This is a genomic window from Caballeronia sordidicola (assembly GCF_001544455.2).
Classification (GTDB): Bacteria; Pseudomonadota; Gammaproteobacteria; order Burkholderiales; family Burkholderiaceae; genus Caballeronia; species Caballeronia sordidicola.
On sequence record NZ_FCOC02000002.1, the window covers coordinates 165401 to 190930 of the forward strand.

General features: G+C 60.5%; 24 protein-coding genes. 9 read left to right on the plus strand and 15 right to left on the minus strand.

What is annotated here, in order from left to right; genetic code table 11:
- Positions 1–302: 302 nt before the first annotated feature.
- Positions 303–1274: a methyltransferase domain-containing protein gene (locus AWB64_RS03935; RefSeq protein ID WP_060817329.1), complete on the minus strand. Its 972-nt coding sequence runs from the start codon at positions 1272–1274 to the stop codon at positions 303–305.
- A gap of 133 nt (positions 1275–1407) precedes the next feature.
- On the opposite strand from AWB64_RS03935, the gene AWB64_RS03940 reads away from it, so the two are divergent.
- Both AWB64_RS03940 and trmL read left to right on the plus strand, forming a co-directional pair.
- Positions 1408–2223: a ComF family protein gene (locus AWB64_RS03940; protein ID WP_075643235.1), complete on the plus strand. Its 816-nt coding sequence runs from the start codon at positions 1408–1410 to the stop codon at positions 2221–2223.
- Between the two features lie 18 nt (positions 2224–2241).
- Positions 2242–2712 carry a tRNA (uridine(34)/cytosine(34)/5-carboxymethylaminomethyluridine(34)-2'-O)-methyltransferase TrmL gene (gene trmL / locus AWB64_RS03945; RefSeq protein WP_060817330.1) on the plus strand — a complete coding sequence of 157 codons (471 nt, stop codon included), beginning with the start codon at positions 2242–2244 and terminating at the stop codon, positions 2710–2712.
- A 21-nt stretch (positions 2713–2733) separates the two neighbouring features.
- Here the strand turns inward: trmL and AWB64_RS03950 are convergent, their stop codons facing one another.
- From AWB64_RS03950 to AWB64_RS03965, 4 genes are all read right to left on the minus strand, one after another.
- Complete coding sequence (locus AWB64_RS03950; protein WP_060817331.1) at positions 2734–3732, minus strand: NAD(P)H-dependent glycerol-3-phosphate dehydrogenase; 999 nt, start codon at positions 3730–3732, stop codon at positions 2734–2736.
- Positions 3733–3754: 22 nt separating this feature from the next.
- Positions 3755–4228, minus strand: a complete 474-nt coding sequence (gene secB, locus AWB64_RS03955; RefSeq protein ID WP_056358077.1) for a protein-export chaperone SecB — start codon at positions 4226–4228, stop codon at positions 3755–3757.
- 90 nt (positions 4229–4318) lie between these two features.
- Complete coding sequence (grxC, locus tag AWB64_RS03960) at positions 4319–4579, minus strand: glutaredoxin 3 (RefSeq protein WP_056358080.1); 261 nt, start codon at positions 4577–4579, stop codon at positions 4319–4321.
- On the minus strand, positions 4576–5001 hold the full coding sequence (locus AWB64_RS03965; RefSeq protein WP_060817332.1) for a rhodanese-like domain-containing protein: 426 nt from the start codon (positions 4999–5001) through the stop codon (positions 4576–4578). The genes grxC and AWB64_RS03965 overlap by 4 nt, the downstream gene beginning before the upstream one ends.
- Before the next feature lie 201 nt (positions 5002–5202).
- Between AWB64_RS03965 and gpmA the strand changes: the two genes are divergently transcribed.
- The 4 genes from gpmA to AWB64_RS03985 all read left to right on the plus strand — a co-directional run bounded on the left by gpmA (position 5203) and on the right by AWB64_RS03985 (position 10200).
- Positions 5203–5949, plus strand: coding sequence for a 2,3-diphosphoglycerate-dependent phosphoglycerate mutase (gene gpmA / locus AWB64_RS03970; RefSeq protein ID WP_060817333.1), 747 nt, complete (start codon positions 5203–5205; stop codon positions 5947–5949).
- Positions 5950–6389: 440 nt separating this feature from the next.
- Positions 6390–7967 (plus strand): S41 family peptidase, encoded by a 1578-nt coding sequence (locus AWB64_RS03975; protein ID WP_060817334.1) that lies wholly within the window; start codon positions 6390–6392, stop codon positions 7965–7967.
- A 132-nt stretch (positions 7968–8099) separates the two neighbouring features.
- Positions 8100–8858 (plus strand): HesA/MoeB/ThiF family protein, encoded by a 759-nt coding sequence (locus AWB64_RS03980; protein WP_060817335.1) that lies wholly within the window; start codon positions 8100–8102, stop codon positions 8856–8858.
- Positions 8859–8973: 115 nt separating this feature from the next.
- The gene (locus AWB64_RS03985) at positions 8974–10200 is read left to right on the plus strand and encodes an autotransporter strand-loop-strand O-heptosyltransferase (protein WP_060817336.1); all 1227 of its coding nucleotides are present in this window, start codon (positions 8974–8976) and stop codon (positions 10198–10200) included.
- On the opposite strand, the gene ptsP is transcribed toward AWB64_RS03985, so the two are convergent.
- The 7 genes from ptsP to AWB64_RS04025 all read right to left on the minus strand — a co-directional run bounded on the left by ptsP (position 10188) and on the right by AWB64_RS04025 (position 17840).
- Positions 10188–11948, minus strand: coding sequence for a phosphoenolpyruvate--protein phosphotransferase (gene ptsP / locus AWB64_RS03990; protein ID WP_208603240.1), 1761 nt, complete (start codon positions 11946–11948; stop codon positions 10188–10190). The two genes, AWB64_RS03985 and ptsP, sit on opposite strands and share 13 nt — an antisense overlap.
- A gap of 209 nt (positions 11949–12157) precedes the next feature.
- A complete protein-coding gene (locus tag AWB64_RS03995; protein ID WP_060817338.1) occupies positions 12158–12427 on the minus strand; it encodes an HPr family phosphocarrier protein in 270 nt (89 codons plus the stop codon).
- Between the two features lie 52 nt (positions 12428–12479).
- Positions 12480–12968: a PTS sugar transporter subunit IIA gene (locus AWB64_RS04000; RefSeq protein ID WP_060817339.1), complete on the minus strand. Its 489-nt coding sequence runs from the start codon at positions 12966–12968 to the stop codon at positions 12480–12482.
- A gap of 300 nt (positions 12969–13268) precedes the next feature.
- A complete protein-coding gene (gshB, locus tag AWB64_RS04005; RefSeq protein ID WP_060817340.1) occupies positions 13269–14243 on the minus strand; it encodes a glutathione synthase in 975 nt (324 codons plus the stop codon).
- 159 nt (positions 14244–14402) lie between these two features.
- Positions 14403–15692, minus strand: a complete 1290-nt coding sequence (gene gshA / locus AWB64_RS04015) for a glutamate--cysteine ligase (protein ID WP_060817342.1) — start codon at positions 15690–15692, stop codon at positions 14403–14405.
- Between the two features lie 286 nt (positions 15693–15978).
- The gene (locus AWB64_RS04020) at positions 15979–17466 is read right to left on the minus strand and encodes an ammonium transporter (RefSeq protein WP_060817343.1); all 1488 of its coding nucleotides are present in this window, start codon (positions 17464–17466) and stop codon (positions 15979–15981) included.
- A 35-nt stretch (positions 17467–17501) separates the two neighbouring features.
- Positions 17502–17840: a P-II family nitrogen regulator gene (locus AWB64_RS04025; RefSeq protein ID WP_031364354.1), complete on the minus strand. Its 339-nt coding sequence runs from the start codon at positions 17838–17840 to the stop codon at positions 17502–17504.
- A gap of 469 nt (positions 17841–18309) precedes the next feature.
- On the opposite strand from AWB64_RS04025, the gene AWB64_RS04030 reads away from it, so the two are divergent.
- Together AWB64_RS04030 and AWB64_RS04035 are read left to right on the plus strand one after the other, a co-directional pair.
- Positions 18310–18576, plus strand: coding sequence for an accessory factor UbiK family protein (locus AWB64_RS04030; RefSeq protein WP_060817344.1), 267 nt, complete (start codon positions 18310–18312; stop codon positions 18574–18576).
- Positions 18577–18680: 104 nt separating this feature from the next.
- A complete protein-coding gene (locus tag AWB64_RS04035) occupies positions 18681–20258 on the plus strand; it encodes a YifB family Mg chelatase-like AAA ATPase (RefSeq protein ID WP_060817345.1) in 1578 nt (525 codons plus the stop codon).
- 377 nt (positions 20259–20635) lie between these two features.
- Here the strand turns inward: AWB64_RS04035 and AWB64_RS04040 are convergent, their stop codons facing one another.
- Positions 20636–21151 carry a hypothetical protein gene (locus AWB64_RS04040; protein ID WP_244163923.1) on the minus strand — a complete coding sequence of 172 codons (516 nt, stop codon included), beginning with the start codon at positions 21149–21151 and terminating at the stop codon, positions 20636–20638.
- A gap of 292 nt (positions 21152–21443) precedes the next feature.
- Between AWB64_RS04040 and AWB64_RS04045 the strand changes: the two genes are divergently transcribed.
- Complete coding sequence (locus AWB64_RS04045) at positions 21444–21980, plus strand: peroxiredoxin family protein (protein WP_060817347.1); 537 nt, start codon at positions 21444–21446, stop codon at positions 21978–21980.
- 107 nt (positions 21981–22087) lie between these two features.
- On the opposite strand, the gene AWB64_RS04050 is transcribed toward AWB64_RS04045, so the two are convergent.
- Complete coding sequence (locus tag AWB64_RS04050; protein ID WP_060817348.1) at positions 22088–23428, minus strand: sigma-54-dependent transcriptional regulator; 1341 nt, start codon at positions 23426–23428, stop codon at positions 22088–22090.
- A 24-nt stretch (positions 23429–23452) separates the two neighbouring features.
- Positions 23453–25486: a sensor histidine kinase gene (locus AWB64_RS04055; RefSeq protein ID WP_082850360.1), complete on the minus strand. Its 2034-nt coding sequence runs from the start codon at positions 25484–25486 to the stop codon at positions 23453–23455.
- Positions 25487–25530 lie beyond the last annotated feature (44 nt).

Consider the following 25530-nt stretch of genomic DNA (forward strand, 5'->3'; position numbering starts at 1 on the left):
CCGTCTCCCGCTTCAGAATTGCTTCACTCGCACTACATCAAGCAAGAAAGTCGTATTCGGTCGTGCTCGTCTACCGCTAGGAATCTGACCAAAATCATGCCAGCCCGGCGACAAACTGACGCATTATAGGCGCGTTGCCCAGCATCCACAAGCAAGGTGGTGCATGCCGCAAAGCCAAGCCGCACAAGCTTCTGCGCCCTTTTGCCGCATCCTTTTGGACACTCGCCGACGCGTGCATCCGAGGGGTGGCAAAGGTCGTTTCAGGTTCGTTATGGCTTTACATATGCCGCAAATCCGCTCGTTCACTTGCTCCGTTTTGGGCCGCGTCCTATATCTTCCAGCCTCACTATTCCGTGTCCTTCCGCCGTCATTCGGGGCACGGCCTTCCATGCATGGCCATAAATCACTTCGAAGGTCAGCGGGATCGTGCCGTCTTCGCGCCGGCGTGTTTCCAGCGATGCGTGAAGTGCGTCACGCAATGCGCGCGCATGATGTTGCACGCCCATGTCCAGCGGAAAAGCGCCCCAGCCGCGCACATCTCTCAGCAGCGATTCAGGCGACTTGTACGTGATCGTCAGCACTTCCTGATCCATTACCGGAATTTCAAAACCGCTCTCGACAAGCATGTCGCCGAGGTCATGCATATCGACAAATTCGATGGTGTGCCGCCGCGGCGTCAATTCCAGTGACTTTTCCGCCTGCGCATAGGCGCCGCTGAGTTCCTTCAACGTGTCGGGACCGAGCGTGCTGAACATCAGCAGGCCGTTCGCCTTGAGCACGCGCGCCCATTCGGGAAACACGAGGTCCGGCCGCGCGTGCCATTGCAGCGCAAGATTCGACCAGAGCATCTCGAAGGCACCGCCAGAGAATGGGAGCCCGGCGAAATCGCCTTGAGCCAGTTGCGGTCCGCGCGCGCCGAACGCCTTGCCTAGCGTGGCGGGCAAAAACCTGCGCCAACCTGCATTGGCTTCCGATTCGGCCATTTCGGCCTGATTCGCGCGCGCCAGCATTTCCGCCGATAAATCCAGCCCCAGCACCGAAGCTTCCGCAAAACGCTCGCGCAATGCAGGCAGATCAGCGCCCACGCCGCAGCCCGCGTCCAGCACGCGCATGGGGGCGACCTTGATGTACTCGAGCCGCTCACGCATACGCACCGCGATTTCGCGGGGCAGGAATGCGACGTCGTCAAAACGCGCGGCGCGGCGATCGAAAATCCGCCGGATACGGCGCGAATCGTAGGCCGGACGGCCAGCGTTAGCGGAAGTTGGGGACATGACAGCCTGCTTTCTAAGAGTGCGAAGTATACTCGGTCGATTGTTGAAACGTTCAGCAAAACCAGACGGCATAACGGTTCGGCGGCGTTATAGCCAGTATTTCGGGTTGTTTGCGCGTCTTTAGACCGGGCTTATGAATCGACAATTTTTCGTGACATTGCGCGGTTTGCGCCCAGGTTCAAATCCGGGTTTAAGCTTGTTACGCAAGGCTTCTGTTCGTGCTGGAGACTGGCTGGCCAGCGCGCGCGACATCGCGTTGCCGAGTCAGTGCGCATTGTGTGGCAATTTGTCGCATCGAGTGTTGTGCGTCGGCTGCGATGAACAGTATTGGAACCAGACGCGCACGCGCTGCCCTGTTTGTGCGTTGCCCATGCCAGTGTTTACTGGACCGGGCGAGAACCGCCCAGGCGCTCGACCGCGTTGCAGGCTGTGCATTGCCGAGCCGCCGCAGTTCGATGCAACCATTGCGCTGGCCGACTACCGCGCGCCGCTTGACACGCTCGCGCTCGAATTGAAGTTTCACGCGCGTCTCGCGGGCGCCGGCGAATTTGCGCGCCAGTTGCACGCCATGTTCGAAGATGCCAACGTTCCGGCGCCGGACATCGTCGCGCCGGTGCCTTTGTCGCGCAAGCGGCTCAGAACACGCGGCTACAACCAGGCGTGGTCGATTGGCAAGCCTCTCGCCCGCCGGCTTGGCGCGCTGGCAGACGCAACACTGATCGAGCGTATCCGGGACACGGCGCCGCAAGCGAAGCTCGATCTCGATACACGCCGGCACAATGTCGGCGACGCGTTTAAAGTGCTGCGCAATGTTCGCGGCAAACACATCGGTGTGGTCGATGACGTCATGACGTCCGGCGCCACACTCGACGCGTTGGCGCACACGCTGAAAACCGCCGGCGCGGTACGCGTCACCAATTTCGTCGCCCTGCGCACGCCGCAAGACTAATTTTCTGAGTTATCGCTTATGTTCAACGTTGTTCTGGTCGAACCTGAAATCCCGCCGAATACCGGCAACGTCATCCGGCTGTGCGCCAATACGGGCGCGCGCCTTCACTTGATCGAGCCACTCGGTTTTCCACTCGATGACGCCAAGATGCGCCGCGCCGGACTCGACTATCACGAGTACGCGCAAATGCACGTCCACGCAAACTGGGACGCTTTTATCGGAAAAGAAACGCCGGACGTAAGCCGCATGTTCGCGTTCACCACGCGCGGCTCAACGCCGTTCTTCGGACATTCGTTTCAGGAAGGCGACTGGTTTGTGTTCGGCGCGGAAACACGCGGTTTGTCGGATACCGTGCTCGGGCAGTTCACGAACGAGCGCCGCGTCAGATTGCCGATGCGCCCGGGAAACAGGAGTTTGAATTTATCGAATACGGTCGCGATCGTGACGTTCGAGGCATGGCGGCAGACTGGTTTCGACGGCGGCGAATGAGGCGCTGCGCGTTATCGATTTTTACTCGGCCTTCGCGTCACGACTCAGCAGGGCGTGAACGGCGTCGCGCGGCGCGATGTTATCGAACAAGACGCGACACACAGCCTGGGTGATCGGCATGTCAATGCCATGAGATTCAGCCAGCGCCAACACCGCCTTGGCGCAGCGCACGCCCTCGGCGACATGGCCCAGCGCGGCAAGAATGTCGGTAAGAGAGCGGCCCGTCGCGAGTTGCATGCCGACCGTGCGGTTACGCGATAAATCCCCGGTCGCCGTCAATATCAGGTCGCCGAGCCCGGTCAGGCCGTGGAACGTCTCCGCGCGTCCGCCAAGCGCCACGCCCAGCCGCGACATCTCGGCCAACCCGCGAGTAATCAGCGCGGCGCGTGCGTTCAGACCAAGACCAAGACCATCTGCGATACCCGTGGCGATAGCCAGTACGTTCTTCACCGCGCCGCCTACTTCGACGCCGATCACGTCGTCGCCGGTGTAGATTCGCATTGCGCCATGGTGAAAGGCGGCGACCGTTCGCTCGCCCAATATTGCCGACGCGCTCGCAACCGTCAGCGCCACCGGCAACCCTTGGCCGACTTCACGGGCAAAGCTCGGCCCGGAAAGTGTCCCATTGCTCGTGTGCTGAGACAATTCTGCCGCGACGACCTCGTTCGGCAAGCATTGGGTATCGGCTTCAAACCCTTTGCACAACCAGACGATATGCGCCGGGACAATGCCCGACTCGCGCATTGTCCTGCATAACGCGCGCAGTCCCGCAACGGGCGCGGCCACCACGCACAATGCAGCGTCCGCCGCGCCGTGACGTAATGCAGACGAAAGATCAGGCTCATACTTGAGCGATGCGGGCAACTTCACGCCGCGCAGATAACGCTCGTTTTCATGCGATACGGACAGGGATTCGACGAGCGCGCGATCGCGCGCCCAGAGGACCGTGTCGTGGCGAGTGGCCAGATGGCCAGCCAGCGCGGTGCCCCACGCACCGGCGCCGAGAACGGCTACTTGCATGCCCGGCTCCGGAATAGCGGTTTTAGTTCAGCGTCGCGCCGTTGGCCACGCCTTCCTGGGCAGCCGACAACTGCGAAATACGTTGTTCGTACAGCGCCTGGAAGTTGATTTCCGCGAGGTGGATCGGCGGGAAACCGGCGCGCGTGATGGCGTCGGCAATGTTCGAGCGCAAGTACGGAAACAGGATGGTCGGACACGCAATGCCGACCAGCGGGTCGATCTGGTCAGCCGGAATGTTGCGGATATCGAAAATGCCGGCTTGCTTGGCTTCGATCAGGAACGCAACCTTGTCCGAAACCTTGGCCGTCACCGTGCCCGTCACCAGCACTTCGAAGACGCTTTCCGCGAGACGTTCAGCCTTCACGTCCACTTCCACTTCCACCGATGGCATGTCCTGTTCAAGGAAAATCCCCGGCGAATTGGGCTGTTCGAGCGACATGTCCTTCAAGTAGATGCGCTGAATGTTGAAGAATGGCTGGTTGTTGTCGTCAGACATGGTGGTTCCCTTGATTATTTAAAATGCAGTCCGGGCTTTGCCGGTTTTTTCCGGTTCAACGCCGCGGACTGCTTGGCTGCGTGTACGCGTTCAGGCCGCCTCGAGCAGCGGCATCAGGCCGCCCTTGCGATCGAGTGCGGACAGATCATCGTAACCGCCGACGTGCGTCTCGCCGATAAACACTTGCGGCACCGTACGGCGGCCCGTACGCGTCATCATTTCTTCACGTTTTGCCGGATCACGGTCGATCAGCACCTTCTCAACGTTTTCGACGCCGCGCGACTTTAGTAGACGTTCGGCCATCTGGCAATACGGGCACACTTGCGTGCTGTACATGATTACCTTGTTCACTTTACGGCTCCTTGTTTCACGACCGGCATGCCGGCTTTTTGCCAGGCATCCAGCCCGCCCTGCAATACGTGGACCTCGGCGTAGCCTGCATCGCTCACAATCTGGCTCGCCTTCTGGGACTGTTGCCCGGTCTGGCACACGAGCAAGACCGGATTGCTCTTATTCTTCGCGATTTGGCCAACTTTTGCTTGAAGCTCGGCCAGACCAAAGTTTTTCGCGGCTGGAATGTGCCCTTGCGTGTATTCAGCCGCCGGCCGCAGGTCGACGACAGAGGCATTGCGCCGGTTGATCAGCAAAACCGCATCGGCCGGCGAAACCGCGCCGCGCCCGCGCCGCATGAGCGTTGGCCACAGCAGCAACCCACCAGAAATGAGGAGGACCGCGATAAGTACAAGGTTGGTGTAATCGGTGAAGAACTTCACGTCGGGACCGCCGGGTTGGGTGTGTGGAGAAAAGAAAAGCCAGAAAAAAATCGGGACAATCCAGCCATTATAAAATAACCGTTCTCCTCAATGGACTCAGCCGATCGGCCGAGTTGCGCCGGAACGCGTTGCCGCCCAGAATCGATGCCAGTTTTCCGCTTTCATACCGCTTCCCAACTAACCGACCTTTAAACGGACATCATGTACAAGCTAGTGCTCATCCGCCACGGCGAATCAACGTGGAACAAGGAAAACCGATTCACAGGCTGGGTCGACGTCGACCTGACGGAACAAGGCGTGCGCGAAGCGCAGCAAGCCGGCGTGCTGCTGAAAGAAGCGGGCTTCAGCTTCGATATTGCGTACACCTCGGTGCTTAAGCGCGCGATCCGCACGCTCTGGCACGTGCAGGATCAAATGGACGAAATGTATCTGCCCGTCGTGCATTCGTGGCGGCTGAACGAGCGGCACTACGGCGCGCTCGCGGGTTTGAACAAGGCCGAGACGGCGAAAAAATATGGCGACGAGCAAGTGCTGGTCTGGCGCAGAAGCTACGACACACCGCCGCCGGCGCTCGATCCGTCGGACGAACGCACGTCATTCAACGACCCGCGCTATGCCAAGGTGCCGCGTGAGGAGTTGCCACTGACCGAGTGCCTGAAAGACACGGTGGCGCGCGTACTGCCCATCTGGAACGAGTCGATTGCGCCCGCCGTCAAGTCGGGCCGGCGCGTGCTGATCGCGGCGCATGGCAACTCCATGCGGGCGTTGATCAAATATCTGGACGAAATCTCGGACGACGATATTGTCGGATTGAATATCCCGAATGGCGTGCCGCTCGTTTATGAGTTGGACGAAAACCTGAAGCCGATCAAGCACTATTATCTCGGCGACCCGGAAGCAATAGCGAAGGCGCAAGCAGCCGTTGCTAAACAGGGCAAGGCGGGATAAGCAAGCCTATCGCCTTGGCTCCTGCGCGGGATATTCAGGATGGGCGGAGAATATCCCGTTGCGGGGTCGCGCTGTCTGCAGACGGCTCGACCGCTGCACGCCAATCGGCAAGCATCTTGTTTCAGACGTGAGTTATTACATCGGGAGAACCGGCGATAAGCAGGGTCACTTTTTCGCCCCTGGGCGCGGTTTATATCAATGGCTATAAACTGCGATCAGGTCATTTTGCTGCTGTCACTGCATGAACCGGGCTGACAATTACCGGGCCCGGCATTTGCGCTGGAATTACCGTTTTTAAACCGTGGCATCGAAAAAGAACCTACCCCACTACGCCGGCTGGGGCCGTTTAAGCTGCGTTTAAGTCGTGGTCCGGGGCTTGCAGTTATACTGCCCAGTCAACCACGATGCAGCCTAATCCGCTTCCGACCGCAACAGACTCTATGCGAAAGAACCTGAAAAACATCGGCCTGATCGCCGCGGGCCTTGCTACCGGCGCATTTGCCACGCTGCAACTCTCCGCATCCGCCCAGCAAGCCGCCACCGCGCCTCTTCCGCTAGATCAATTGCGGTTGTTTGCCGAAGTCTTCGGGCAAATCAAGCATGAATATGTCGAACCGGTCGACGACAAAAAGCTTCTCACCGCCGCCATCAAGGGCATGGTGTCAAGCCTCGATCCGCACTCGTCCTATCTCGACAAAACCGATTACGAAGAACTGCAGGAGCAGACCAAAGGTCGCTTCGCCGGGCTTGGTATCGAGATATCGTCGGAAGATGGGCTGATCAAAGTCATTTCCCCTATTGAAGATACGCCGGCGTTTCGCGCGGGCATTCGTCCGGGCGACCTGATCACGCGTATCAATGACAAGCCGGTGCGCGGCATGACGCTCGACAACGCCGTGAAGCAGATGCGCGGTGACCCGGGCACCAAAGTCACGCTGACCATCTTCCGCAAAACCGACGACCGGACGTTCCCGATCACGGTTACGCGCGCGCTCATTCGCGTGCAGAGCGTGAAGATGAAGATTCCCGCGCCGGGTTACGGCTACATCCGCATCACGAGCTTCCAGGAGCGCACGGTGCCGGATCTTGCCGCGAAGCTGCAGGATCTCGCGCGCCAGCAACCGGACCTGAAAGGTCTCGTGCTCGACCTGCGCAACAACGGCGGCGGGTTGTTGCAGAGCGCTGTCGGCGTCGCCGGCGCGTTCTTGCCGGACAATGCTGTCGTGGTGTCGACCAATGGACAAATTGCGGACGCAAAGCAGACTTTCCGCGATACCTACGACAACTATCGCCTGCCGTCATTCGACACCGATCCGCTGAAAAACCTGCCGGATGTCTTCAAGAAGGTGCCAATGGTCGTGCTGACCAATGCGTATTCGGCATCGGCTTCGGAGATCGTGGCGGGCGCGCTGCAGGATCACCATCGCGCGTTGATCGTCGGCAAGACCACGTTCGGCAAGGGCTCCGTACAAACCGTCCGGCCAATGACCGCCGACACCGCACTTCGCCTGACAACCGCGTATTACTACACGCCTAGCGGCAAGTCGATTCAGAACAAGGGCATTCGTCCTGACGTTCCGGTCGACCAATACGCGGAAGGCGATCCTGATGACGCGCTCGTGACCCGCGAAGTGGATTACTCGAACCACCTCGCCAACACGCAGGATCCGAACGAGAAGAAGGAACAGGAAGCCCGCGAAGCAGACCGGCTCGAGCAATTGCGCATTCTTGAAGAACAGAACGACAAGAAGACGCCTGAGCAACGCCGCAAGGATCGCGAGAGAAAGCCTGTTGAGTTTGGCAGCGCGGACGACTTCATGTTGAGCCAGGGTTTGAACAAGCTGGAGGGCAAGCCGGTTCAGGAATCGAAGTCGTATTCCGAGCGCAAGCTTGCGCAGGACAAGCCGGCGCCGTCGGCATCGGCTCCGATTGTTGTGAAGCCTGCCTTGCCGGCTACGCCAGGGTCGGACGCAGCAGCGCCCGCTTCGGCTCCGGTTCCGGCATCCGCCACGCAATAAGGTCGTTTTGGCCTGGATAAACGCCGCCCCATGTGGGCGGCGTTTTCGTTTCTGCCTCACCCTCGAACGCCACTCCTGACTTTTCCGTCTCGCGCTTAAAATGGCGTTTTCCGGTCATGCCATGAGCGCCCGATGAACGACGACCAGCTTCTCCGCTACTCCCGCCATATTCTCGTCGATGAAATCGGCATCGAAGCGCAGCAACGCTTTCTGGATGCGCACGTGATGATCATTGGCGCGGGCGGCCTCGGCGCTCCGGCGGCGATGTATCTGGCGGCGGCGGGTATCGGTGAAATCACGCTGGTGGACGGCGATTCAGTCGATCTCACCAATCTTCAGCGTCAGATCGTCCACTCCACGGCGTCTGTAGGTGAACCCAAGGTAGAGTCGGCCCGCAACACGCTTGCCGCGCTCAATCCGGACGTGAAGGTGAACATGATTGCCATGCGCGCCGATCCGCAATGGCTAACCGATCACGTCCCGAGCGCCACGGTCGTGCTCGATTGCACCGATAACTTCGTCACCCGCCACGCCGTCAACGCAGCCTGCTTCGCGCACGGCGTGCCGCTCGTCTCGGGCGCGGCGCTGCGCTTCGATGGCCAGATCAGCACCTTCGACTTCCGCTCGGCCGAATCGCCCTGCTACGCCTGCGTGTTCCCGCCCGACGAAGCGTTCGAGGAAGTCGCTTGCTCCACCATGGGCGTCTTCGCGCCAACGGTCGGCATTATCGGAACGATGCAGGCGGCCGAGGCGCTACGCCTGATTGGCGGCTTCGGGACAACGCTGCAAGGACGCCTGATGATGCTCGACTCGCTCTGCATGGAGTGGAACACCATGCGCATTGCGCGGCAGCTGGACTGTCCGGTATGTGGATCGCACGCGGCGAAATAGCGTCTTTCGCTTAACGCTCGCGCTTCGCGTCTCAAATTTAAGACTTCTCCAATTTTGCCGATGGTTCGGCCGCCTTATCGTGGGCGCTGAACTTTACAAGCAACTGGAGCAACACGTGAGCGAGACAGCAAACCAAAGCAAACAACGCGGCCGCAACGAAACCGAATTTGCTCGTCCGGGCGCGCTCGCGTTCAGGGGATCTGAAGGAATCCAATTCGACTTCAACTATGGATGTCGCGTGCAAGTGCCGGTGGATGGCTGGCGCGTCCGCATGACCGACCTGGACACGTTCAATGTCCTGCTGGACGAAGCCGTGGAAGCCAACACCGTTGTGACCAGCCGGCGCAAATACTTCGTGCGCTTCCTGCTCGAAGTATTCGATGGCGCGCGTCTGGTCTTCTCTCACGCATTCAATGCTGCTGGCAAGAAGGTGGCGTTGCGCATGGCGCCGCTTGCGCTCGGCGATTCGCTCGCGTGGCTGCCGGTCATCGACGCATTTCGCGAGCAGCACGGTTGCGAACTCCACATGCCGCTGCCGGCGCATCTGCAGCCGCTTTTCAGCGAAGGTTATCCGCGTCTTCATATTGAAACCGACGATGAACTCAACGAGCAGGCAGATACGTTCTACGCGACGTATTACATCGGTCTGCTGAAGCCGTTTTCCGAGCGCGATCATCAGCCTACGGATCCGCGCGTGAGCAACATGCAGGACATGATTGCGTATCTTCTCGGCGTGCCTTGCGAGGAGCGCCGCCCGAACGTGGTCATCGCCGATAAAACCCGCAAGATCCCCGGGCGCTATGTTTGCATCGCGACGCAGTCGACCGCGCAATGCAAGTACTGGAATAACCCGCGCGGCTGGCCCACGTTGATCGAACATTTGAAGAAGCTTGGCTACCGCGTGCTGTGCATCGACCGGGAAAAGTCGTACGGCAACGCCGAATACATGAACACGATGCCCGAAGGCGCCGAGGATTTCACCGGTAGCCGGCCCTTGCAGGAGCGCTTGAGCCTCCTGCATCACGCGGATTTTTTTATTGGACTGGGAAGCGGCCTGTCGTGGCTCGCGTGGGCCGCGGGCACGCCCGTGGTGATGATCAGCGGGTTCTCGCATCCATCCACGGAATTCCGCACGCCGTATCGCGTGATCAACTTTCATGGCTGCAACAGCTGCTTTAACGACACCACCGCCGAATTCGAATCATCGAACTTCGCGTGGTGTCCGCGCCGCTCGGACCCGGCCCAACGGTTCCAGTGCACGTCGATCATCACGCCGGAGTTTGTCATGCGAGTTGTCGATAAACTCATCGCCGACCGCAAGCTGGCGGCTCAGGCCTTTTGAAGCAGCGCGAGCGCAGCAAGCAGTTCCGCGGGTTCATACGCTGCGAGCACGTCGGCAACGGGCTTTTGCAGCGCTTTCAAATCCGCGCGCAGGATCTCCTGCTTCACGACCAGCAACTGGCTCGGGTGCATCGAAAACTCGGTCAATCCCATGCCCAGCAGCAGGCGCGTCACGCTTGGATCACCCGCCATTTCGCCGCATACCGATACCGGAACGCCCGCAGCCTTCGCCTCACGCAGCGTGAATGCAATCAGGTGCAGGACGGCCGGGTGCAGCGGGTCGTAAAGATGCGCGACGGCGTTATCCGCGCGGTCGATGGCAAGCGTGTACTGGATCAGATCGTTCGTTCCGATCGACAGAAAATCCAGCCGTTTCAGGAACAGGCGAACGGCAATCGCGGCGGCGGGGATCTCGATCATGGCGCCGACCTGCACGTTACGGTCGTAGCCAATGCCCGCGTCGTCAAGCTGGCGCTTCGCCTCGTGAATCAGGTCCAGCGTTTGATCGATCTCCTGCGCGTGCGCGAGCATGGGAATCAGGATCTTCGCCCTTCCAAACGCCGACGCGCGCAGGATTGCCCGCAATTGCGTCATGAACATCTGCGGCTCGGACAGGCTCCAGCGGATCGCGCGCAAGCCGAGCGCCGGGTTTTGCGCGGTCTCGTAGCCGTCGCCGCCGCCCATCGACTCAAGCGGCTTGTCGGCGCCCACATCGATTGTCCGGATGGTCACGGGCCGGCCGTTCATCAATTCGATGGCCCGCTTGTACGCCTCGAATTGCTCTTCTTCCTCCGGCAACTCGTCCTTGTGATTCATGAACAGGAATTCGCTGCGGAACAAGCCGACGCCCATTGCGCCTGCATCGAGCGCGGTCTTTGCGTCGTCAGGCAATTCGATGTTCGCGCACAAGTCGATCTTCGTGCCGTCGAGCGTTTGCGTAGGCGAGAACTTCAGGCGCTGCAACTTGCGTTGCTCGAGCACCTTTTCGCTCTGCCGGTACGAATACTCTTCCAGCACGATCGGCGCGGGATCTACGATCACAATGCCGTGATCGCCGTCCACAATGATCAGGTCGTTCTGACGGATCAACGCGCTCGCCTGCTGCACGCCAACCGATGCCGGAATGCCAAGGCTGCGCGCAACGATCGCCGTGTGCGACGTACGTCCGCCGAGATCCGTGACGAACCCCTTGAACGCCTGGGTCTTGAACTGCAGCATGTCGGCCGGCGCAATGTCGTGCGCGACCACGATCATATCGTTGTGACCATTGGTCGCAGCGCCGTCGACCACGAGCGCGGCCGTTGACGGCGCGCCGGCCAGCGCCTTGAGCACGCGCTCGACAACCTGCTGGATATCGGCTTTGCGTTCGCGCAGATATTCGTCTTCAATATCGTCGAAATGGCGGCTCAGGATTTCAAGCTGTTCGGTAAGCGCCCACTCCACGTTATAGCGGCGCGTTCTCACCAGATCGATGGTTTCATGAACGAGCATGGCGTCGTTCAGGATCATGGAATGGACGTTGATGAACGCGCCCATTTCGCTGGGCGCGTCGGCGGCGAGGTCCTCGCGCAGCGCGTCAAGCTCGGCGTGGACTTGTGCCTGGGCTGCGTGAAAGCGTTCAATTTCACCATCGATAGCATCCGGCTCAACCAGATAATGATCGACGTCGAGCGCGGCGGCCGCGATCAGATAAGCACGGCCAATGGCAATGCCGCGGGAGACTGGAATTCCATGCAGCGTGAACGACACGCGCACCTCTCTGGTTATGGTTGATCGCTGTTCTGTCGCGTCTGTCTCGGCCGGCAATGCCCGGCGATGCGATTGCGTGCCTCATTATAAATTCGAACGCGATCCGTCACCGTTTGCACCGCAGCAAGTTTTATCGATGAATAACACGGCCGCATAAAAAAAGCCGCGTAGAACGCGGCTCTTTCTTCGTGACTCGTGCGACGACCGTGTCATTGTCCTTCGCCAAATTTATCGGCAATCAGCGCGAGAACGGCCTTCATTGCCTCCGCCTCGTCAGCGCCTTCAGTTTCGATAGTTACCGTGCTGCCAATGCCCGCCGCCAGCATCATCACACCCATGATGCTTTTTGCGTTGATCCGGCGGCCATTGCGGCTCATCCATATCTCACATTGAAAACTTCCTGCCAGTTGCGTGAGCTTCGCAGAAGCACGCGCGTGCAGCCCCAGCTTGTTCACAATCGTTGTTTCTTGTTGCAGCATGATGCTCCGGCGCTAGATAAAGGGGCTGACTCGTGCAGGTGCTTTAATAAGATTAGTGACTGACTGCCTTTTCGGGTTCGCTGGCTATTGCCGCCGTTTTCACCGCGCAACTCGCCGCTGCGGCGGCGCTGGCCATAGCGCACGGATTGGCGGGTGTTGAAGCATCCAGTTCCTGAATGCCCTTCGAGCCGCCCTGCAGCGACTTCTCAGTCAGCGTTTCCAGCGGAGTGGTGCGGTAACAGACAGCGCGCACCAGCATGGGAAGATTGACGCCGGCGAGCACGCGAACGCTGTCGCTTGCCAGGCTCTGCGCAATATTCGCGGGCGTTGCACCGAAAACATCGGTGAGAACCACGGCGCCGTTCTCTTCCTTCAGACGGTCGATCTCGGAGCGCGCGAAGGCGCGGACCTCGACCGGATCGCAGTCCGGCATCACATCGATCACGCCGATGCGCGCGGGCAAACCGCCGTAAATGTGGGAGATACACTCACGCAGCGCCGAAGCGAAAGGTGCGTGAGCAATGATCAGAATGCCAGCCATATCAGAGTGTGCTGCCCCAAAACGACGAGATACGTCGGAAACCGTGGGAACCTGCTGTTTTATGCGCGCATTTACAACGCGACCGCAACATCGATCCGGATGCGAAAGCGCCGAATCAGCCGCCTACTGCAAGCTTAGTCGGATTTCGCACGCCTTGCGCAGCGCAATATGAAATGCGTTGCGGCAAGTTCTCACTCTCTGTTTCGGGGCCGGATCGCACCGCGAAACGAATCTCATGAGTGGCAGATTGTAGCAGTCCGGGCGGAATCAACAGCCGGAGCACCGTCCTGAAAGACGCCTCTAATTCTTGGACGCACTGGTTCCGACAGCACGCTCGAGAGCATCAATGAACATGCCCGCCACGTCAAAGCCCGTCTGATCCATGATTTCGCGAAAGCAGGTCGGGCTCGTCACGTTCACTTCGGTGAGATAGTCGCCGATCGCGTCGAGACCAACGAGCAGCAGGCCGCGACTGAAAAGCGTCTGCCCCAGCGTCTCTGCGATCTTGCGATCGTTCTCGGTCAGCGGTTGCGCCCGGCCCAGTCCACCCGCAGCCAGATTGCCGCGCACTTCATTGCCTTGCGGAATCCGCGCGAGCGAATACGGCACGGGCACGCCGCCAATCAGCAGGATGCGCTTGTCGCCATCGGTAATTTGCGGGATGAACTTCTGAGCCATGACGCTGCGCGCGCCGTTCCCGCTCAGCATTTCCACGATCGTGCCGAGGTTCATGCCGTCGGCCTTCACGCGGAAAACGCCCATGCCGCCCATGCCGTCGAGCGGCTTCAGGATCACGTCGCCGTGTTCTGCGTGAAAAGCACGCAGACGGTCGGCGTCGCGAGTCACGAGCGTCGGCACCACGAATTGCGGCCATTCGCCAATCGCGAGTTTTTCCGAATGATCGCGGATCGCCTGCGGCTTGTTGAAGATACGCGCGCCGGTGCGTTCGGCCAGTTCGAGCAGCCACGTGGACGTGACGTATTCCATGTCGAACGGCGGGTCCTTGCGCATCAGGACGGCATCGAACTGTTTCAGGTCGCGCAGTTCCGGCGTGCCCGCCACATGCCACGGCGAGCGGGCGGAATCGGCTTCGTCGCCCACTATGGACACGCGCTGCACCAGCCCTTCGACCTTGCCCGACACCCACGCCAGGTGCTGCGGCTCGCAGGCGTAGAGCGCGTGCCCGCGGCGCGCGGCTTCGGCCATCATGGCGTAGGTCGTGTCTTTGTAGATCTTGAAGTGATCGAGCGGATCGGCGATAAAAAGGATGTCCATAAGCGTCCAGAACGGCCGTTCGGCCTTGGTTTATTCAATGAAGCGGCGCAGGGCAATCCGAGCGGCCTGCAGTACGCGATTTTTAACACGTTGCGTGCGTTCGCGCCTGACGTGCAAACGGCCGCAACTCGTGCGGCCGTCGTCTTCCAGACATGAAGCTTAAACCTGAATCGCTTCCGGATCGGTCTTTTCCAGTTCCACCGATGCCGCCAGCAGCCCCAGCCGCGCCACCACGCCATACATGTAGAAGCGGTTCGGCGGCGCTGCGCCGGGTTTCGCCTGGGCGTCGGGCAGCGCGGTGTGCTCGAAGCCAAGCGGCACGAAATGCATGCCCGGCGCATTGAGATTCTGATCGCGGTCACGCGAATCGTGCACACGATAAAAGCCGCCGACCACATACCGGTCGATCATGTACACCACCGGCTCGGCGACCGCGTTCTCCACGCGCTCGAAGGTGTGCACGCCTTCCTGGACAATCACGTCGTGGACCTGCAAGCCGTCCTTCGCGTCGTTCATCTTGACGCGCTCGCGCTTGGTCAGCGCGGCGACTTCGCTAGCGTCGTGCACGGTCATCACGCCCTTGCCGTAGGTGCCGGCGTCGGCCTTGATCACCACGTACGGCTTTTCGCTGATTCCGTACTCGCGATACTTCTTCGCGATCTTCTTCAGCACGCCGTCTATGGCGTCCGCCAACGCCTGCTCGCCCGTGCGCGCCTCGTAATCCACGCCTTCCACATGCGCGAAATACGGGTTGATCATCCACGGATCGATTTCCACGAGTTTCGAGAATTTCTTCGCGACGTCGTCGTAGCAGGAAAAGTGGTTGGATTTCCGGCGCACCGCCCAGCCCGCGTGCAGCGGCGGCAGCAAATACTGTTCGTGCAGGTTTTCCAGCACGGGCGGAATGCCGCCCGAAAGATCATTGTTCAGCAGGATCGAGCACGGGTCGAAATTCTTCAGACCCAACCGGCGAGGCGTGCGCTCGAGCGGTTCGAGCACGATCTTCTGGCCGTCAGCCAGCGCGATGGTAACGGGGCCGTGAATGTTTTCGTCGAGCGTTCCGAAACGGATGTTCAATCCAGCCTGGCGCATGATGGTCGCGAGCCGCGCAACGTTTTCCAGATAAAACGCGTTGCGCGTGTGGCGCTCCGGAATCACGAGAAGGTTTTTGGCATCGGGGCAGATCTTTTCGATCGACGCCATTGCGGCCTGCACAGCAAGCGGCAGCACTTCAACCGGCAGGTTGTTGAAACCGCCGGGGAACAGATTGGTATCGACCGGGGCGAGCTTGAAACCCGCGTTGCGCAAATCCACCGAACAATAAAACGGCGGCGTGTGTTCCTGCCACTCCAGCCGGAACCAGCGTTCAATGGACGGTGTCGCGTCGAGTATCTTCCGCTCGAGATCGAGCAGGGGGCCGTTTAACGCCGTTACGAGATGCGGAACCATTGATGACTCGCGGACTTAAGAGGAAAGATTGTAGAGCAAATGCCTCACTTATTTGGGTATGAACTCCCTTTTCCCAAGCCTATTCGCACGGTTCATGCCGCCAATCGTCCCCCGCTGACGCGCGAAAAGGCGCAGAGCTTGCACAAAAACGGGACAAAAAAATGCCCGCCTTTGTGGGCGGGCAAAATCGCTGCGCTTGTCTCGGAGCCATGCTGCTCATGCTTGAGCGATGTTCAGGGTCGAAACCGCGGCCTCTCGCGCCCGGTTTCAACCCGTCCAACAACTTTTATTCGACGTGTTCGCCATGCAGCGTCACGTCGAGGCCTTCACGTTCCTCTTCTTCCGTGACACGCAGACCCATGACCATGTCGATAATCTTCAACAGGACAAAACTCATCACGCCGCTGTAGACCAGTGTCGTGAGCACGCCCTTGGCTTGCAGGAGGATGCTGCCGTCGAATCCGCCAATGTCCTTGACCGCGAAAATGCCGGTCAGCAGCGCGCCGAGAATACCGCCCACGCCGTGCACGCCGAACGCATCGAGCGAATCGTCGTAGCCGAGTTTCGTCTTGAGCCATGTTGCCGACCAGAAGCAGACCACGCCCGCCAGAATGCCGATCACGATTGCACCGGTCACGCCAACGAAACCCGAAGCCGGCGTAATCGCCACCAGGCCCGCGACCGCGCCCGAAATGATGCCGAGCACCGAAGGCTTACCCTTTGCCAGCCACTCGGCGAACATCCAGCCGAATGCCGCGAATGCCGTTGCGATCTGCGTGGTAAGCATCGCAAAACCGGCACGGCCGTCAGCCGCCACCGCCGAACCCGCGTTGAAGCCGAACCAGCCCACCCACAGCATGGATGCACCAATCAGCGAGAGCACCAGGTTGTGCGGCGCCATGACTTCGCGGCCGTAACCCACGCGCTTGCCAAGCACCAGACAGCAGACCAGGCCGGCAATACCGGCGTTGATGTGAACCACCGTGCCGCCCGCGAAGTCCAGGATGCCTGCGGTCGCCAGCCAGCCCGTCGGCTCCCACACCATGTGCGCGATCGGCGAGTAGACGATGATCGACCACAGCGCCATGAACACCAGCATCGCGGAGAACTTCATGCGGTCAGCGAAGGCGCCGGCGATCAGCGCCGGGGTGATGATCGCAAACGTCATCTGATAGACGAAATAGACCGATTCCGGAATGGTCGGAGCCAGATGGCTCACAGTCAGCGTCGTGGCCTTGTCGCCCTTGATGTAGTTCATGCCGTGCAGGAACACGCGCGAGAATCCGCCAATGAACGAGTTGCCCGGCGTGAATGCCAGCGAATAGCCGACGACCGTCCAGATGATCGTGACCAGGCAGCAGATCGCGAACGACTGCATCACGGTCGCGAGCACGTTCTTCTTGCGCACCATGCCGGCGTAGAAAAGCGCGAGGCCCGGGATCGTCATGAACAGCACGAGCGCGGTGGAGGTCAGCATCCAGGCGGTGTCGCCGGAACTGATCTTCGATGAATCCACGGAGAACGGTTCGGTCGGCGCAGCCGGTGCTGCTGCCGCGTCGGATGCGCCCGAAGCGGGGGCGGCGGCCGAGGCGGCTTCGGCGCCGGACGCCAGCGCCGTATTGGCGCTGACCGGAGATGCGGAATCTGGTGCGCTTGCAGGCGCCGCCGCGGCGGATGCAGCCGCTGGCGCCGATGCATCCTGCGCCATCACGGTGCCGGCGCTGACTCCCAGCAGCGACCCCGCCATCAACAAGGACATCAATAATTTGCGCATTCTTCTGTTTCCTCTTATCGCCGGTTCGTTTTTTCTTAGAGAGCGTCCGCGCCGGTTTCACCGGTGCGAATGCGAATGACTTGTTCAATCGGGGTGACGAAGATCTTGCCGTCGCCGATCTTGCCCGTGCGTGCCGCGCGCTCGACCGCTTCGATCGCCTGGTCGACGATATCGTCCGACACCGCTGCTTCAATCTTCACTTTCGGCAGGAAGTCGACGACATATTCCGCGCCGCGATACAACTCCGTATGGCCCTTCTGGCGGCCGAAGCCTTTTACCTCGGTCACGGTGATGCCCGAGACGCCGATCGCCGACAACGCTTCGCGTGCTTCGTCGAGCTTGAACGGCTTGATGATTGCGGTAATGAGCTTCATGTATCCCTCGCTGTGTGTCGAACAGAGTTGGCGCTTTCGCGCCTCAATCTGGTCCCATGCCTGATCCCCCGCCGCCTCGTGGCCGCCGCGAGCGGCGTATCACGCTCTACGCCGGCCGCCCGGAAAAGCGCGCACGGACAAGGCCCGGGCCACTAATGCAACTCGTATGCCATGCGCGTGTCCGGTATGCGCATCAGGGTTCTCGCGGGGCGGGACCCGAATTCGTAGACCGGGTGGCTAACGGCGCCCGGGTGTGCTGGCGCGCACCGTGGATCGTTGCTAGAGTGCACGCAAGGTCCGGTACGAAAGCTTGGTTTTGACGGTTTTCCCAATTTGCCGCAACACGCCGCGCCAATGTGCACCGTCTTTCGTTTTACGAAACATCGCGCACCAAATTGGATCATCCGTAATGCCGGGGCACTGAGCTAACAACGACTGCACTTTTATGGTGCGAAAGAGGAAAGACGGTATGAAACAGCCGAACGATGTATTCAATGACTTCCAGGCCAAGATGAGCGAGTTGCTCAAGAATTCGCCGGCCAAGGACATTGAAAAGAATATGAAAGCGATGCTTTCGCAAGGCTTCTCAAAGCTGGATCTGGTCACGCGTGAAGAATTCGATACTCAGACGCAAGTGCTGGTGCGCACCCGCACCCGGCTGGAAGAACTCGAACGGCGGGTAGCACAACTGGAAGCGAAGGCAGCGGGTTCAACGTCCTCAAGCGTTCAGGATTGACCTTATAAAGCATTGAAAGCGTGTCATCGGCCAAGCGAGCCGTGATGTTGAGTCAATAAAGCCGGCGCCTTGCGTTTGCGAGGCACAGGCAGCGGGGAAAAATCATGTCGCTTGCCGTGGTACGCAGCCGCGCGCCCGCGCCTGGGCGCGCGCCGGAGGTGACCGTCGAGGTTCATCTCGCCAATGGATTGCCATCATTTTCAATCGTCGGCTTGCCCGACCTCGAAGTCCGTGAAAGTCGCGAGCGCGTTCGTGCCGCGCTTCAGAATTGCGGTTTCGACTTTCCAGTGCGCCGCATCACCGTCAATCTCGCTCCTGCCGACCTGCCCAAGGAAAGCGGCCGGTTCGACTTGCCGGTTGCATTAGGCATTCTTGCCGCGAGCGGCCAGATTCCTGTTGAAGCGTTGCTGAATCGCGAATTTGCGGGGGAACTGTCGCTGACCGGCTCGATCCGGCCAATGCGCGGCGCGTTTGCCATGGCTTGCGGCGCCGCGCGGCAATACGCGAGCGCCGTGGTGCCGGAAGGCGCGCTCGTTCGCGACACGGACACACGCATGCCCGAAATATATCTCCCGTCGGCGAGCGCGGCGGAGGCGGCGCTTGTGCCCGGTATTCAAGTGTTCGGCGCACCCGATCTGCCCACTTTGTGTGCACATCTTTGTGGATCGGAGAACGATCGGCTCACGCCTGTTCGCAGCGCGGCGCTCGACTCTCCATTGGATCGTCGCGTGCCCTTGCCCGATCTTGTCGATGTCATTGGTCATCCCGGCGCGCGGCGTGCGCTGGAGGTTGCGGCGGCAGGTGGACATCATCTCTTGATGGTCGGACCACCGGGCGCAGGCAAGTCGATGCTCGCGGCCCGCTTGCCCAGCCTCCTCCCACCAATGACCGACGACGAAGCCCTGACTTCGGCCGCGATACTTTCTGCGAGCATGCTGGGATTCAGTCCGGCGCAATGGCGTCGGCGGCCGTTCCGGGCGCCGCATCATTCATCAAGTTCAGTTGCGCTTGTGGGCGGCCGCAATCCGCCGCAGCCGGGCGAAATCACGCTGGCGCATCTGGGCGTGCTGTTTCTGGACGAATTGCCTGAATTCGACCGGAAGGTGCTGGAAACGCTACGCGAGCCACTGGAAGCAGGGCGCATCACGATATCCCGGGCCGCGCATCAGGCCGATTTTCCGGCAGCGTGTCAATTGGTCGCAGCCATGAATCCGTGTCCGTGCGGCTGGCGAGGCGATCCGAACGGACGTTGCCGCTGCACGCCGGAAATCGCCGCGCGTTATCTGCAAAAACTGTCGGGACCGCTGCTGGATCGCATCGATATCCAGATCGAGCTGCCTGCGTTGTCTCCGGCGGAACTGTCGGCAAGAAGCGCTCTGGTGGGCGAGACAAGCGCCGTCGTGGCGCGCCGTGTCGCCGATGCCCGCAAGCGCCAGCTTCAGCGGCAGGGCAAGACAAATCGCGAACTTGACGGCCGCGAAGTCGATAGCGTGTGCCGCCCCGACGCGGCCGGCGAAACGTTGCTGCGCGAAGCGGGTGAGCGGTTTGGCTGGTCAGCGCGAGCGTACTACCGGGTGCTCAAGGTAGCCCGCACCATTGCTGATCTGGCAGATGCGGAAACGCCGAGCGCGGGCCATCTCGCCGAGGCGATTCAGTACAGGCGGGCGTTTGCTTCAACCTAAGGCCGGCAGTCTCTGCGGCGAAAGAAAATCACGTGTCAAGACTTGACTTATGCACACTGGACCGTTCCTTGTTTCCTTAACGTCAGATCAAATGCCGATTTTGGCAACACCTCGTAGTCGATTGATTTTAATGACTATTTAACATTGCCGAGAATCGAGGCAAAGTAACGGAAGCCGCACGGGACGGGCGCTTGCAGCTTGCCGGGCCATCTTTTCCACAAAGTTATCCACAGCCTCTGTGGATAGTTCAAAAAACTGAGATAAATCCGAGTTTTAGGCTTACATGCTTGTCTAGATTCTTAAAGGTGAAACGTCCCTTTGGCGTCAATCAACTAACGAAATGGCGGTTAAAAACGGGGATCGGCACCTGCAAATACTTAATAAAGCTTGAATGAAGAAAAAAACTGATCGACTTGCTCCGCCGGCGGCGCGTTCGTCGAGACGATCGCCAGTTGATACGCGTGCGTGCCCTTTGCGATAAAACGCGCGCGAATCTGGCGTGTTTCGCGACTCTGGCCGTCTTCGCGCGTGCCGTTCACCGCGATTTCCGAGCCTGGCAGCCGCCCTCCCGCAGCGACTTCGATCTCGACCGGATGCGCCGCTGGCGCAGCGTTCAGGTTGCGCGCCAGGCCATGCTGGAGAAAATCTAGAGCGGCTTGCTGCGTGGCGGGCTCTCCATTGGGCAAGTCAATCGTTCCGACGGCAAAAACCGCATCGCCTGCTTCGGCGGTCTGCATCTTCATGTGCATCGCCTTTCCGGCGATTTCGACGTCGCGCGCATCCGAACGGGGCTTGGCGGGGAAAGTCACTTCGTAGGCGTCGTCGTTGTTCTGGATCGTGCGCCAGTCGTAGGCCGGCGTGCAGGCAAGGAGCACCGCGGCCGTGGACAGCAAAGCGGTGGCTCTGAACAGCACGCGACGCAAGGCGGAGTATGGTGAGGATGCAGTTGCAGAAAATCGGTTCATTGGAAAGCAGCGAGAGAAAACGTAATTATCCGCTGCCTGCCTCAATGGTGCTGCTGCCATGCTGGGGACGCTTTTCCGGTAAAACGCTTTTCCGAGATTAGGGCTAAAATGCGCTGCATCCAGTAGTTCAGCAATATTCAGCAATGCGTGGCAACCGCGCGGATCTGCCGCAAAGCCGCTGCAAACAGACGCCTTTCAATCGAGTACGGCCGAGGTTTTCATGTCAGAGAATTCACAGGCTTCATCTGCGCGCGGCAAAAGCCCGCTGCGCTACATCGTCATGGCAGTCGTGGCGGGCGTGATCGCGTGCACCGGTTACTTCGCGTTTGGTGGGCAGCAACGCGTGCCGGATGCGACCTTCACGCTCTTGTCCGGACAGAAGGTTTCGACATCGACTGATCTCAAGGGCAAGGTCTACCTGATCAATTTCTGGGCGACGAGTTGCGAGACCTGCATGAAAGAGATGCCGGAGATGATCAACACGTACAACCGCTTCAAGGGCCGCGGCCTCGAATTTGTCGCCGTCGCCATGAACTACGACGCGCCCATGTACGTGAACAACTACGCGCAGACGCGCAACCTGCCATTCAAGGTCGCCATGGACGACGGCAGCGCGGCAAAGCAATTCGGCAATGTGCAGCTCACGCCGACCACGTTCGTGGTGGACAAGGACGGCAAGATCCTGAAGCGCTACGTGGGCGAGCCGACCTTCGCTGAACTCGATGCCTTGCTGGACAAGGCGCTGAACGCCGCGTGAGCGTGAGAATAAGCATGAGCCAAAACGGCTAAATAGAGCCTTACCGCAAAACGCCCGGCTGGACGATTCCAAGCCGGGCGTTTTTGTTTTCAAGCATCCAGGAATCCCTAGCGCTCGCCATCTCCCTTCGCAGCAAGCCCATAGCGCTTGATCTTCTCGTAGAGCGTCGCCTTGCCCAGTTGCAGCCGGTCGGCCGCCGCGGCCACCACGCCGCCACATTGCTCCAGCGCCTCGCCAATCACCGCGCGCTCGAACTGCTCCGTGCGTTCTTTTAGCGACTGCGTGGCGGCATCGATAGGAACGCCGGTTTCATCGATGATTCCAAGCACCATCCGGTCCGCCGCGTTGCGCAGTTCGCGCACGTTGCCCGGCCAATCGCGCTGCATCAGCTCGGCTCGCTGCCGGTCGCTCAGGAGCGGCGCGGCGCGCTCGTAGCGCACGGCGGCATCGAGGAGAAAATGTTCGAAGAGCGGCACCACGTCCTCGCGGCGCTCGGCAAGCGGCGGCAGCGTGATCGTCACCACGTTCAGGCGGTACATCAGGTCGCGCCGGAACGTGCCCGCCGCGATGTGCTCCGCCATGTCGCCTTTTGCCGCCGCGATCACACGGCAATTTGCGCGAATAGGCTGGTTCGAACCCAGCCGCTCCAGCACGCCGTCCTGCAACACGCGCAGCAGTTTCACCTGCAGCGCGAGCGGCATGCTTTCGATTTCATCGAGAAAAAGCGTGCCGCCGGACGCGTGCTCCAGCTTGCCGATACGCCGCTTCTGCGCACCGGTAAACGCGCCGGCTTCATAACCGAACATCTCGGATTCGAACATCTGCTCGGGCAATGCGCCGCAATTCACCGCAATAAAGGGTTTGTCGCGGCGTGGCGAGAGATCGTGCAGACTGCGTGCGATCAGTTCCTTGCCGGCTCCGGTATCGCCGTTGATCAACACGGACGCGTCGGTCGGCGCCACGTTCGCGATCAGCTTGCGAACCTGCTCGATCGCCGGACTGCGACCGATGATCCGCGGTGCCACGCTGCTCTGACCCGCAAGCTCGCGCCTGAGTGCGCGGTTTTCGAGCACGAGCTTGCGCCGTTCGAGCGCACGCCGGACCGCTTCGATCAACCGCTCGGAAGCAAACGGCTTTTCGATGAAATCGTACGCGCCGTCGCGCATTGCCTGAACGGCCATCGATATGTCGCCGTGGCCTGTGACCAGGATCACCGGCACTTCGGGCGCACGCTCGTGGCATTGGGCGAGCAATTCGAGGCCGCTTGCGCCCGGCAAGCGGATATCGCTCACGATCACGCCGGGAAAACTGGCGTCAATAGCGCGCGCCGCGCCCTCCACGCTGCCGAACGCTGCGACGTCGAAGCCGGCGAGCTGAAGACTTTGCACGCTCGCGCGCCGCACCAGTTCGTCGTCTTCGATAAAGATGACCTCAAGACCTGTTGTCATGGTTTCCCGTTTCTGCTCGATACGCTAGGCGCGCAACAAAGTAATGACGAATTCTGCGCCCTGCGACCGGTCCGCGTCTGCTTGCGTGCCGCCTTCGGGTCCGTCGACTTCGATTTGCCGCGCCACGTTGCGCGCGACCAGCGTGCCGCCGTAATCGCGCGCTATCGCCGACGAGATCGCGAGTCCAAGGCCCAGTCCATGCCCCATTTCCTTCGTGGTAAAGAACGGCTCGAACAGACGCGGCAGGATATCGGCAGCAATGCCGGGGCCGTTGTCGCGCACCACGATCTCGACCATGGTCTCATGGGTGAGCAATTCAATCTCGATACGCGGAACATCGCACGATTGCACCGCGTCCAGCGCGTTGCCAATCAGGTTGATCAGGATCTGCTCCAGCCGCAAATCCTCGCAGCGCACGTGAAGCGGCGGCTGATCGTCCGCGCTCAACGCGACTTTCACGTGCTTCAAGCGCGGCTGCAGCATGGCGAGCACGTTGCGCAATGCGCGGCGCACGTCGGTGCGCGCGTTTTTTGGACGAGCTTTCGCCACGAACAACTTGAGCTGGTTCGTGATCTTGCCCATGCGTTCGGTGAGCGCGGCGATCGCTTCCAGATTTTCATTCGCCGCCACATGATCGCCGCGTTCGATAAACACGCGAGTGTTATCGGAGAAACTTCGCAGCGCGGCAAGCGGCTGATTCAGTTCGTGCGTGATGCCCGCCGCCATTTGTCCCAAAGCGGCAAGTTTGCTCGCCTGGATGAGTTCGTCGTGAGCCGCGCGCAGGTCCTGCTCGGCGCGGGTGCGCTCGCTCACCTCCTTCGTCAGCAACGCATTCGCTTGCGACAAATCCGCCGTGCGCTCCGCCACGCGTTCGTTGAGCTCGGCGTAAGCCGTCTGCAACAGCGCGCGGCTGCGGATCATTTCGCGCACGCGCGCACGGCGCATGCGCCAATAAAACGCCACCGAACATAGCGAGATATACAGCAGCGCCGTAACAATGGTCGCGCTGCGCGCCGCATCCACGGCTGGCGCGAGCGACACCATCGTCATCAGGTGCCAGTCGGGCTCGCCGAGCGCGCGCTGCGTCGCGAGATAACTCGGCGCGTCGCGGCCACCGCCCACGCGCACGATCTGCGCGCCGCCCTCAAGCGTACGAACGATGGTCATCGGCAGCGGCGTGACCGGATGTTGCGCGTATTGCCGCGCCGAATAAACCGATGCCTCGACGTCCTTCGGCAACGGCCGCAGCGTGTGATATTTCCACTCCGGCACGGAGGAGAGGAAGATCACGCCGTGGTCATCGGTCACGAGCAGCGGTTCGGTGGCGTCCGCTCCTTGCAGCCATTCCAGGTTCAGCTTAACGACCGCCACGCCTATAATCTCGCGCGCCGCGCCCGCGGACGGCCCTTCCCTGAAAACCGGCTGCGAGATGAAATATCCGGGCTCGCGCGAAATGGTGCCCAGCCCGAAAAACCGCCCCGTCCCGCCGTTGAGGGCATCGACGAAATACGGGCGGAACAGATACTCCGCGCCCACGAAACTGTCCGGTCCGTTCCAGTTGCTCGCCGCCACGCAGCGCCCGTTGGCCTGGATGATGTATGTCGCGGTCGCGCGTGCGTGCGTGTTCAGGTCTTCGAGATAGCGATCCGCACGGGCCGCGTAGCGCGGGTTTGGATCGGCGAGAACTTCCTGCACGAACGGATGCCGTGACAACAGATACGGCAGATATTCGTACCGGTCGAGTGTGCTTTTCAGCTCGGCAGTTGTACGGTCGACGCGCGTCGCCGCATTCTGGCGAAGGTCATCCAGGCCGCGCTGCCACGCAATGCTCCACGTGAGCGCGCACACGCCGCACAGCGCCGCAAGAAGAACGAGGAAAACCAGCAAACGCCGCGTCACGGGAACGGGTTCCAGTCGGTTGGATCCCCCGATTGTGGCACGCGCCGCTTCGAACGACGCTTCAGACCCCGCATGTTCAGCAAAGCCCGCGTCCGCCACGCCGGCGTCGGTAAACGCACGCGGCGAAGCATCCGCCAGAGAATGCTTCGCCGCTTTCATGGCTGTTGGTTCCTTAGTGCGATCGGCTGAATCGCCGTGGCGAC

Excerpts from the sequence above, each read along its gene's own strand:
- gshA (WP_060817342.1), bottom strand. The coding sequence starts at position 15,692 with ATGGTTCCGCATCTCGTAACGGCGTTAAACGGCCCCCTGCTCGATCTC.
- AWB64_RS04035 (WP_060817345.1), top strand. The coding sequence starts at position 18,681 with ATGTCGCTTGCCGTGGTACGCAGCCGCGCGCCCGCGCCTGGGCGCGCG.
- AWB64_RS04000 (WP_060817339.1), bottom strand. The coding sequence starts at position 12,968 with ATGGCTGGCATTCTGATCATTGCTCACGCACCTTTCGCTTCGGCGCTG.
- AWB64_RS03940 (WP_075643235.1), top strand. The coding sequence starts at position 1,408 with ATGAATCGACAATTTTTCGTGACATTGCGCGGTTTGCGCCCAGGTTCA.
- AWB64_RS03950 (WP_060817331.1), bottom strand. The coding sequence starts at position 3,732 with ATGCAAGTAGCCGTTCTCGGCGCCGGTGCGTGGGGCACCGCGCTGGCT.
- AWB64_RS04025 (WP_031364354.1), bottom strand. The coding sequence starts at position 17,840 with ATGAAGCTCATTACCGCAATCATCAAGCCGTTCAAGCTCGACGAAGCA.
- gpmA (WP_060817333.1), top strand. The coding sequence starts at position 5,203 with ATGTACAAGCTAGTGCTCATCCGCCACGGCGAATCAACGTGGAACAAG.
- AWB64_RS03935 (WP_060817329.1), bottom strand. The coding sequence starts at position 1,274 with ATGTCCCCAACTTCCGCTAACGCTGGCCGTCCGGCCTACGATTCGCGC.
- AWB64_RS04030 (WP_060817344.1), top strand. The coding sequence starts at position 18,310 with ATGAAACAGCCGAACGATGTATTCAATGACTTCCAGGCCAAGATGAGC.
- AWB64_RS03975 (WP_060817334.1), top strand. The coding sequence starts at position 6,390 with ATGCGAAAGAACCTGAAAAACATCGGCCTGATCGCCGCGGGCCTTGCT.
- AWB64_RS04050 (WP_060817348.1), bottom strand. The coding sequence starts at position 23,428 with ATGACAACAGGTCTTGAGGTCATCTTTATCGAAGACGACGAACTGGTG.
- secB (WP_056358077.1), bottom strand. The coding sequence starts at position 4,228 with ATGTCTGACGACAACAACCAGCCATTCTTCAACATTCAGCGCATCTAC.
- AWB64_RS03980 (WP_060817335.1), top strand. The coding sequence starts at position 8,100 with ATGAACGACGACCAGCTTCTCCGCTACTCCCGCCATATTCTCGTCGAT.
- AWB64_RS04045 (WP_060817347.1), top strand. The coding sequence starts at position 21,444 with ATGTCAGAGAATTCACAGGCTTCATCTGCGCGCGGCAAAAGCCCGCTG.
- gshB (WP_060817340.1), bottom strand. The coding sequence starts at position 14,243 with ATGGACATCCTTTTTATCGCCGATCCGCTCGATCACTTCAAGATCTAC.
- trmL (WP_060817330.1), top strand. The coding sequence starts at position 2,242 with ATGTTCAACGTTGTTCTGGTCGAACCTGAAATCCCGCCGAATACCGGC.
- AWB64_RS04020 (WP_060817343.1), bottom strand. The coding sequence starts at position 17,466 with ATGCGCAAATTATTGATGTCCTTGTTGATGGCGGGGTCGCTGCTGGGA.
- AWB64_RS04055 (WP_082850360.1), bottom strand. The coding sequence starts at position 25,486 with ATGAAAGCGGCGAAGCATTCTCTGGCGGATGCTTCGCCGCGTGCGTTT.
- AWB64_RS03995 (WP_060817338.1), bottom strand. The coding sequence starts at position 12,427 with ATGCTGCAACAAGAAACAACGATTGTGAACAAGCTGGGGCTGCACGCG.